At 40.2% G+C, this 8,420-nt stretch carries 8 protein-coding genes and 1 tRNA gene; all 9 read right to left on the reverse strand.

Features of this window, described 5'->3' with window-relative positions:
* Positions 1-195 precede the first annotated feature (195 nt).
* Positions 196-268, reverse strand: a tRNA-Thr gene (locus tag J6O61_RS13840).
* Between the two features lie 53 nt (positions 269-321).
* Entirely contained in the window at positions 322-852 is a 531-nt protein-coding gene (locus tag J6O61_RS13845; RefSeq protein ID WP_292214475.1) for a DUF4364 family protein, read from the reverse strand.
* 50 nt (positions 853-902) lie between these two features.
* Positions 903-2,060, reverse strand: a complete 1,158-nt coding sequence (locus J6O61_RS13850; protein ID WP_292214478.1) for an NAD(P)-dependent malic enzyme — start codon at positions 2,058-2,060, stop codon at positions 903-905.
* A gap of 13 nt (positions 2,061-2,073) precedes the next feature.
* The gene (locus J6O61_RS13855) at positions 2,074-3,876 is read right to left on the reverse strand and encodes a DUF5722 domain-containing protein (RefSeq protein ID WP_292214481.1); all 1,803 of its coding nucleotides are present in this window, start codon (positions 3,874-3,876) and stop codon (positions 2,074-2,076) included.
* A gap of 8 nt (positions 3,877-3,884) precedes the next feature.
* Entirely contained in the window at positions 3,885-5,219 is a 1,335-nt protein-coding gene (locus tag J6O61_RS13860; protein ID WP_292214484.1) for a replication-associated recombination protein A, read from the reverse strand.
* Positions 5,220-5,432: 213 nt separating this feature from the next.
* Positions 5,433-6,872 carry an MATE family efflux transporter gene (locus J6O61_RS13865; RefSeq protein WP_292214485.1) on the reverse strand — a complete coding sequence of 480 codons (1,440 nt, stop codon included), beginning with the start codon at positions 6,870-6,872 and terminating at the stop codon, positions 5,433-5,435.
* A gap of 47 nt (positions 6,873-6,919) precedes the next feature.
* Positions 6,920-7,345, reverse strand: coding sequence for an HIT family protein (locus tag J6O61_RS13870; protein WP_292214486.1), 426 nt, complete (start codon positions 7,343-7,345; stop codon positions 6,920-6,922).
* Positions 7,346-7,421: 76 nt separating this feature from the next.
* Entirely contained in the window at positions 7,422-7,913 is a 492-nt protein-coding gene (locus J6O61_RS13875) for an NUDIX hydrolase (protein WP_292214488.1), read from the reverse strand.
* Positions 7,914-7,963: 50 nt separating this feature from the next.
* Positions 7,964-8,314 (reverse strand): EamA family transporter, encoded by a 351-nt coding sequence (locus J6O61_RS13880; RefSeq protein WP_292214490.1) that lies wholly within the window; start codon positions 8,312-8,314, stop codon positions 7,964-7,966.
* Positions 8,315-8,420 lie beyond the last annotated feature (106 nt).

Below are 8,420 nucleotides of genomic sequence, written 5' to 3' on the forward strand. Positions count from 1 at the left end.
AGAAGATTTTAGAAGATTATGGAAAAGATTTATTCGGATAAATTTCGTGTCAACTTTCGTGTCAACTTTTAAGTGTATTAATTGATTTTTGAAGTGTATTTTTTAAAATTTAAGTGTAGATATTACACATAGAAAAAGCAGTAGTTAAGCGCTTTTGAATTACTTTTCGCTTAGCTACTGCTTTTTAAGGTCTACAGCTGCTGACGGGAATCGAACCCGTGACCTCCGCACTACCAATGCGACGCACTACCGACTGTGCTACAACAGCTTAGGCAATTTAGCCACGAATGATATTATAACAAGCATAGAGCTTTAAGTCAATCACTCATCTAACATTAAATTATCAATCAGAAATTTATATATCTCCTGATTCTTATCCTGCCAATTTCTGCATATTGAACGTGCCATTTCTTCAGTAGGAACAGGAATCTGAATATCAACCAGCGTATGTCCGCTTTCCATCGCCACCACGTGAGTCGTATACTCTTTTTCTCCTGTTTTCTCATAGTCGCCCATTATAGAGCCTTCGTTTCTGAGTTTTAATTTGTTTGCTTTGAGATATTCATCTATCTGAGTCTTTATAGCCGGGTTCATTCTGTTTCCAAAAAATTTAAGTGTTTCCTCACCCTCTTCTGTCATTTCAAGGTAAGTCCTATTGGCAACTGTTTTTTCTTTTATAAGCTCAGAAGAAGACATTTCAGCAAACACTTCCTGAAGTGTCATAAAGTTTGTATATTCATTTTCCAATATGAAATCATAAATCTGTGACTTGCTAAGAGGCACTTCACACCTCTTTAGCATGTACAGAATAATCATTTTGTATAAAGTCAGATACTTTGAGCTCACGCTCATACCTCCAGATTAAATCAATTCTTATAGGAACTGTAACAGGAAATGCTTTTTCAATTTTTTTTGTTACAGTTCATTACTGCTTTAGAAACAACTTCTGCGCATCTTGGATCAAATGCAGCAGGAAGAATGTTTTCTTCATTAAGTTCATCATCGGGAACCAGAGATGCAAGTGCTGAAGCAGCAGCAAGCTTCATTTCCTCTGTTATCTGTTTTGCACCGCACTCAAGGGCTCCTTTAAATATTCCCGGGAAAACAAGTACATTGTTTACCTGATTGGGGAAATCACTCCTTCCGGTACCAATAACACGCACACCTGCCTCTTTGGCAATATCAGGCATAATCTCCGGTACAGGGTTTGCCATAGCAAACATTATAGCACCTTCGTTCATACCCTGCGCCATCTCTTTTGTAACGATTCCGGGTGCAGACACACCAACAAATACATCTGCTCCCTTAAGAGCATCTGCAAGAGATCCTGTCTTCTGCTCGGGATTTGTAACATCCATCATTTTATCCTGCATCCAGTTAAGATCAGAAGATGCCTTTGAAAGAATACCTGATTTGTCACACATTGTGACATTTTTAAATCCGTAGGTAAGAAGAAGTTTTGTGATCGCAATTCCGGCACTTCCGGCGCCATTGACAACCACCTTGCATTCCTCTTTCTTTTTTCCTACAACCTTAAGGGCATTTATAATTCCTGCCAAAACAACAATTGCCGTACCGTGCTGGTCATCATGAAAAACAGGGATATCAAGCTTTTCTTTTAATCTCTCTTCAATTTCAAAACACCTTGGTGCTGAAATATCCTCAAGATTTATCCCTCCAAAACCGGGAGCAAGATAAGTAACCGCCTTGATGATTTCCTCAGTGTCCTGAGTATCCAGGCAAATAGGAACTGCATTAACTCCGCCAAACTCCTTAAAAAGCACTGCTTTACCTTCCATAACAGGCATCGCCGCATGTGGTCCGATGTTACCAAGTCCCAAAACCGCACTGCCATCGGAAACAACAGCGATAGTATTGGATTTAATGGTGTACTTGTAAGCCAGACTCTTATCTTTGGCAATGAGCTTACAAGGCTCTGCCACACCGGGGGTATAGCATATTGCCAGATCTTCTTTTGAATTAACCTTGGCTTTTGAAACCGTCTCTAGTTTCCCCTGCCATTTTTCATGCATTTCAAGTGCTTTTTCAGCGTTTGTCATAATAATGCTCCTCCTAGAACTTCTTTCCTATTATATCGTAAGCAAATGCGCATACTTCATCACGTTTATCCGGATCATCTATATATTTGAAAACATAGTATAAATGTTTTGGTGAACCACTTGAAGTTTCTAGTCCCAGTGCAAGGCCAAGTGCTGCAATTTCCTCAGGGGCATCAACCTGCCTTGACAACATAAGAGCGTCAATATAGCCATTTTGAACCATCTTGGTATAAGCATAGGCAAATGCAGCTGCCTGCAAGTTCTCACCCTGGGTGGAAGAATATCCTATCTCGCTTAGGATAATTGATCTCACATCTCCATCAGGACTTAGCATCTCCTCTTTTTGCATATAACCGGTCAAAACCTCAATATTCTCCATGGTAATACAAGGTGTTGACTCTGTATGATTGACATACTTGGATGTCTTCCAAAATGCTGTATTATCATTGGGGAATGAATACGGATGCGCCGCAAGTCCCCAGTTAATATTGCCATAATCATTCATTGAGGAAGCAAAGATATCAAGGACATCCTTGGCATCATAATCTCCGGTGCTCTCAGTATTATATGTCCATCTCTGATCAAGCGGAATATAGACAAGAGCCCCTGCATTCTGACTTTTTATAGCATTATAAAAAACCCTGAACGCTCTGGTAAAAGCTGTCGTATAAGTATTAACGTCAGTGTATGACATGTAGTTATATTCTTTTCTGGCATTGACCTCATTGGCAATAATCCACATACTGACATTGCCGTGTCCTGAGCCGGAGTATCTTCCTGCCAAAAAACTTCCGATAGCAGCAAGCGCTTTTACACCGCTCTCATCTGCTGCATTAAACATGTAGTAAGGCGCTGTAGATCCACTTCTGGCACTTGGGTGTGTAATCTCGGGATAAGCCGATGTACTGGCATCATTTAATATGATTGCAGCAATATCAATTCCCATCCCGTTAAGCTTTTTAAATAAAGTGTCATAGTCATTTATGATCTGCGAATTAAAGTGGTAAGTAACTCCTCCATATGTATAAGAGATTCCTCCTGACGTAGTCAAAATATGTGAAAGAGGAATATTATATGCGCAATAATTAACACCAAGATCCGTAAGTTCATCAAGCCTTAAAGGATAAGGCAAAATACCCTTAATGGAATCATGATCCATACTGTCGTAGTAGTAACCCGCACATTCTTCAGGATTGGTTATGTACTTGGAATGAGCAACCTGAATATACTCATCATCCTTCTTTACTGCCACTGCAAATTTAGAAAAGAGTCTGGTACTGGCCAGTCCCTTGTTAAGCTTGATGGTAAAAGAAGTATCATCCCCCTTATATATTTTGGAAATAGGCTCAGAATCAGACGATATATCATCTTCATATGTTGCCATCTCGAAAAGGTAATAATACTTGTCATCGCTGGCAGGAATCCCATCAGATGTAATGTTCACCTCAACGTTTGAAGTACCAACAATCTGACATTCAAGATTTCCAAATTCAGCGGCATCTTCAGCTGTGACTTCTACAGTCTGTGGTCTTTGGGAAAGAGATTTTGAAACTCTCGCTCCACCACTGACTATTTTCTGTACTATACTGTCCTGAACATAGACAATTTCGCTGATTGATGTCTGCTCAATAGATGTCTGATATGCCGCTTCTGTAGACTCTTCTTCTGAAACTCTCCCTGTGCTGACATAAAGCCATAATGTCATGGCTGCAACAAACAAAACTGCAATAACAACACCTATTCCTGTAAGTATTATTAACTTTCTATTTTGGCGCCCTCGCCTTATAGCGCGTGGTCTGCGTCTTTTTTTGTCCATTTAACCCCTTAAAGCCCTTTATCTTCTCTGTTTTTTAGCTTTCTCATGTGTTCTTTGATCTTAAGTTCATACCCATTCCCCGAAGGGCTATAGAACTCCTTGCCATTAAGTTCATAAGGCAAATACTGTTGCTCAACGTAATGATCCGGATAATCATGAGCATATTTGTATCCAATTCCGTGTCCAAGTCTGGCTGCAGATTTATAATGTGCATCCTGTAAATGCGGTGGTATGGGAAGATTTCCTGTTTCATTAACCACACTACTCGCACGGTCGATTGCCACAATAGCGGAATTACTCTTTGGAGCAGTTGCGATATAGCTGGCGGCCTGAGCAAGTGTTATCCTAGCCTCCGGCATTCCAAGTCTTTCAACAGCAAGGGAAGCTGCAACAGCCACCTGAAGAGCCTGCGGATCGGCATTGCCAACATCTTCAGAAGCACATACCATCATACGTCTTACTATAAATTTAGGATCTTCACCTGCATTTAACATCCTTGCCAGATAGTAAACAGCAGCATCAGGATCTGAACCTCTCATACTCTTTATAAAAGCAGATATGGTGTCATAGTGATTGTCACCATCTTTATCATATCTGGCAACTTTTTTCTGAATACACTCTTCCGCAACTTCCCTGGTGATATGAATAAGTCCATCATCACTTCTCTGAGTCGTAAGTACGCCCAGTTCAATTGCATTTAGCGCATGCCTTGCATCTCCGTCAGCAAGATCTGCCAAAAAAGAAGCTGCATCCGGTTCAAGAACTGCTTTATAGGAACCCATTCCCCGTTCTTTGTCAGTCACAGCTCTGTTTAAAAGCTCTTTTATATCCTCTGTGCTAAGAGGCTTAAGCTCAAAAATAACCGACCTTGATATAAGAGCTCCGTTTACTTCAAAATAAGGATTCTCAGTAGTAGCCCCAATAAGTATTACTGTTCCATCCTCAACAAACGGTAAAAGATAATCCTGCTGCCCCTTATTAAATCTATGGATCTCATCAATAAAAAGAATTGTCTTTTTCCCATACATTCCAAGATTATCCTTGGCTTTTTGAACCACTTCCTCCATGTCCTTTTTTCCGGCTATGGTGGCATTTATCTGCGTAAATTCCGCCTTGGTGGTACCTGCAATAACCTTGGCAAGTGTAGTCTTACCGGTGCCAGGAGGTCCATAGAGAATAATCGAACTTAACTTGTCTGCCATTATTGCACGATAAAGAAGCTTGTCTTTTGCAATGATGTGCTTTTGACCCACTACCTCATCAAGGGTTCTCGGACGCATCCTGGCGGCAAGCGGAGATTCTTTTTCGTATTTGTTTTCTCTCATATATTCAAACAAATCCATAAACGCTTCTTAACTTCTCTTAAAAAATGTAAACAGATGAATAATCTTTTCACGCAGTCATCTTCCCGGCGTTTTCTGCTATGTTTAAGCAGCGACAAACATACTACAATATTCTACAATTTTTGCCCATAAAAATAAAGAGGATAAAAACACAAAATGCACAATCTTTTGCATGGTTTTCCACCACATCCTCCAAAAGATTGTGCATATATTTTAAGCATGTTTAACAATATTGCGAACCCAGACTCCGCTTCTTACGAGTGCAAACCCTATAGCACATTTTAAAAGTTCAAGTGCCGAAACCATTATAAAAATCGCCAGCACAGGAAGATCGGTAAATCTTGAGAGAAGATATGCCGCAGGTACACTTATAAGCCATGCAAAACAACTGTCAAATACAAAAGTAACTGCTGTTTTTCCTCCGGATCTGAGTGTAAAGTATGAAACGTTGGCATAAGAATTGATTGGCATACAAACAGCCACTACCCAAATAAATCTTGTTGCAAGCTGTCTTATCTCAGGTTCAGTGTTATAAATCTGAGGAATTATGGGCGCTGCTATTGCAAGGAGCGTTCCCATAACAATTGTAGATGCCTCACTTAATGCCGCCATTCTCCAGGCTGTTCTGCGAGCTGACACAAGCTTATCTGCTCCCAGCTCCTGCCCAACAATGATTCCTGTTGAATTACCAATTGATAAAAACACTTCATTAAATATCTGTGACACTGTTCCACTTATATTCATGGCTGCAATTACCGCTATTCCACGAACGGAGTATGCCTGTAAAAGAGAAGCCTGAGCAAGGCTCCACAAAAATTCGTTGCATAAAAGCGGAAGAGATTTTACAAGTATTGTTTTCACCAAATTAAGCGGCACATAAAGGCTCTTAAATACCCCTTTAAAGAACGGATATTTCGAGTTTTTCCTGTGTGCTCCTGCCATTACAATGGCAAGCTCTGTAAATCTTGATATAACCGTCGCAGCTCCTGCTCCCATAACTCCGAGTTTTGGGAAACCAAAAAGTCCGAAAATAAGCAGTGCATTGAACACAAAATTTACAAGCATTGCTGTCATACCCGCTATCATAGGAAGCGTAGTTTTTCCCGACTCTCTCATGGCGCTGGCGTAAACCTGCGTAAGACTAAACGGTATAAGTCCGATCAGCATTATGTTAAGGTATGAAACCGCATATCCTAAAGTTGCGATTCTGTCAGCATCAGAAGTACTCTCCGAAATGTAAAGGGATATCAGATTTTCTTTTGCCAGATAAAGGAATGTTACAGCTATGGCACAGATAACAACCGCATCCATCAGCTTAAATCTGATAGAGTAACGGACACCGTCCATATCTCCTTTACCAAAAAACTGTGTACTGAAAATCCCGGCACCGGCCAATGATCCCCAAATACACAAATAGAAAATAAACAACAGCTGATTGACTATAGCAACAGCCGACATTGGGAGCGTTCCAACCTGTCCTACCATCACATTATCCAACAGTCCGACAATGTTAGACAGTGTATTTTGTATTATCATAGGGGCAACTATCATCGCTGCCCTGCGATAGAATGCCCCGTCTCCTATGAGGCATTCACGCAAAGTAAATTTATATTTTACAGCTTCTTCTCTAATATTTGTTTCGTAGGTAGTCATAAGTATTTCCTTAATATTTGAAGTGGCTGCCTACAAGTATTGCAGCTTTACTCCAGGTTTTCTTTTATTTTTTCGATCATGGCGTCATACTCTGCATCTGTGAGGAACTTTCTGCCGGGGTTCATCTCGAATACTCCGCCCCACTCATATTCATCCTTGTATTTAGGAACAAGATGCATGTGAAGATGGCACCCCGTATCGCCATACGCGCCATAGTTTACTTTATCAGGATTAAATGCCCTGTGAATAGCCTTGGAAGCTCTGTTCACATCTCTGAAGAACGCATTTCTCTCCTCCTCAGTAATGTCTACGATTTCGCTCACATGATCCTTATACGCAACAATACATCTTCCGGGATGGCTCTGCTCTTTGAAAAGAATGAGCTGACTCACTTCAAGGTCGCAAATCTTTATTCCAAACTTAGCAAGTGGCTCTCCGCCGACGCAATATCCACAATTATTATCTTTTACCATTGAATTATCCTCCGTTTTTTATGACTGTTCATATTCCTGTAAATATGTATTTTCAGACCGACATCAGCATTACATTTTACAACTTCATTGCTTTTCCGTTGAGAACAGCTTCAATCAGCCTATCCTCTTTATCATATACCATTTTCAAAGAAAAGAAATCCCGTTGTTTCTCCATTTGCTTAAAAAATATCTTATCACCTTCCCAGAGATTGAGATCATACACTTTTTTCTTGTCAATCCAGGTAAGCACACCTTCATCACACTCTTTTGGCTCAGTATCAGGCGCTTTTGCGGTAAAAAGTGACATCAGTTCATAATCACCTTTTTGTGAAATAAAAGTAACAATAGCACGATATTCAAGGTCTTCCAAAGGAATATCATACCCTGTTTCCTCAAAAATCTCTCTTTTCATGCATTCCTCAGGACTTTCATCATCCTCAAAGTGCCCGCCTACACCAATCCATTTGTCCTTGCTTATATCATTCTTTTTGGATACTCTGTGAAGCATCAGATATTTATCGCCGCGTTCAAGATAACAGAGCGTTGTTAACCCTTCTCTTCTCGCCATTTCATAACCTCACTTTTTTATTCTACACAATCAATGGATTATCACCAATCCTATCTTGAGATCACTTGTTTCTCGTAATTAACTATAATTATCCCGGTCGAAACAAACAGCAGTGCCACAATACTTGCTACCGACAACGCCTCCTGACCTTCTCCAAGGAAAAGAGCTGATAATAAAACTCCCATTATAGGATTAACAAAACCAAGAACAGAAACCTTGCTGACCGGATTGTATTTAAGAAGCACACCCCAAAGAGTGTATGCGCCTGCAGAAATAAAGCCCATGTAGCTCAGGTTAAGGTAGCATCCCGTGCTGTAAAACACAAGATTCCCACCTGAAATTATGCCTATTATAAAGAGTACCGTTCCAATGTCATTTAGATAAGAGTCCCCCTGATTCACATTTAATTAAATAGTATCTTCAAGCAGAGGTGTAAAAGCCTCTGTTTTTTTGCGTTTTTTCTAAAAAAGTGCTTGACAAAGTAGTCAAAAAATGTTGCGCGCCTTG

Origin of the sequence: Butyrivibrio sp., assembly GCF_017635265.1 — a bacterium.
Taxonomy (GTDB): domain Bacteria; phylum Bacillota; class Clostridia; order Lachnospirales; family Lachnospiraceae; genus Butyrivibrio.